Here is a 1,016-nt window from a genome sequence, read left to right as displayed (position 1 = left end):
GGTCCGGGCGCCGGCCGCGCCATCGAGCGGCTGGTCGTGCATCTGCCGCCGAAGGAGCGCGCCTGCGTGCTGCTCAAGGATGTCTTCGACCATTCGCTGGACGAGATCGCCGATTTGGTCGGCTCGACATCGGGCGGCGTCAAGTCGGCGCTCAATCGCGGCCGCGCCAAGCTCGCCGCCTTGCCCGCGCAACCGGTCGCGGTGCCACCACATAACCCGGAACTGGAGCGGCTGCTTGACCGCTATGTCGCGCTCTTCAATGCCAGGGACTGGGACGGGGTGCGGGCGCTGACCAGCGCCGATGCGCGGCTGCGGGTCTCGGACTGCTATAACGGCCTGCTCTCCCGCTCGCCCTACTTCGTCGAATATGAGCGCAGCGAGCTGCCCTGGCGCATGCGGCCAGGCACGATCGAAGGGGAGATCATGCTGGTCGTCGACAGGCAATATGGCGAGGTCTGGCGGCCGGCCTATCTGGTGCGAATCCATGCGACCGGTGGGGCGATCGACCGCATCGCAGACTATTATGCCTGCCCGTGGATACTGGACATGATCGCCGCCGACGGAGTGACCCGCTAGGCCGTTACCTGGAGAGGAAATCCGTGATCAGCTTGACGGTGGCATCGGGGTTTTCCTCCATGATCCAATGGCCCGATGCGGGCACGACGGCTTCGGTCACGTCCGTGGCGACGAGACGCAGGATGTCGGCTGGCTGGTGCCGGCCGATTTTTCCGCACCCGCGGCGAGCACGGGCACGGACAGTTTGCCGCCGCTGGCCAGCATCGCCTGGTTGTCGATGGCGTCCTGGTCGAATGCCTTGAACTGCTCGAAGGCGTCATGCATGGCATGCGGCCGTGCATAGAGTTTTGCGTAGTGGGCGCGCGTCGCCTCGTCGATCTTCTTCGGGTCGGCCGACAGTTCGTTGTAGAAGCGGTCGAGGTAGATGCGCTCGCGACCCGCGACCAGCCGCTCCATGTCGGGGCCTCGGAAGTTGAAGTGCCACAGCAGCGGGCTCTGCT

Annotated in this window: 1 protein-coding gene and 1 pseudogene; one reads left to right on the top strand and one right to left on the bottom strand. The window is 65.7% G+C overall.

The genetic code is table 11. From position 1 onward, the window contains the following. Positions 1 to 576 (top strand): sigma factor-like helix-turn-helix DNA-binding protein (locus EOA36_RS36055; RefSeq protein WP_281040118.1); only part of this gene is annotated, 576 nt, incomplete at its 5' end. A gap of 4 nt (positions 577 to 580) precedes the next feature. Here EOA36_RS36055 and EOA36_RS36050 read toward each other — a convergent pair. Then, positions 581 to 1,016 (bottom strand): annotated as a pseudogene (locus EOA36_RS36050) (alpha/beta hydrolase); the annotation flags it as partial.

Source organism: Mesorhizobium sp. M8A.F.Ca.ET.021.01.1.1 (assembly GCF_003998025.1).
Lineage (GTDB): Bacteria > Pseudomonadota > Alphaproteobacteria > Rhizobiales > Rhizobiaceae > Mesorhizobium.
This window is presented reverse-complemented; position numbering and strand designations above follow the sequence as displayed.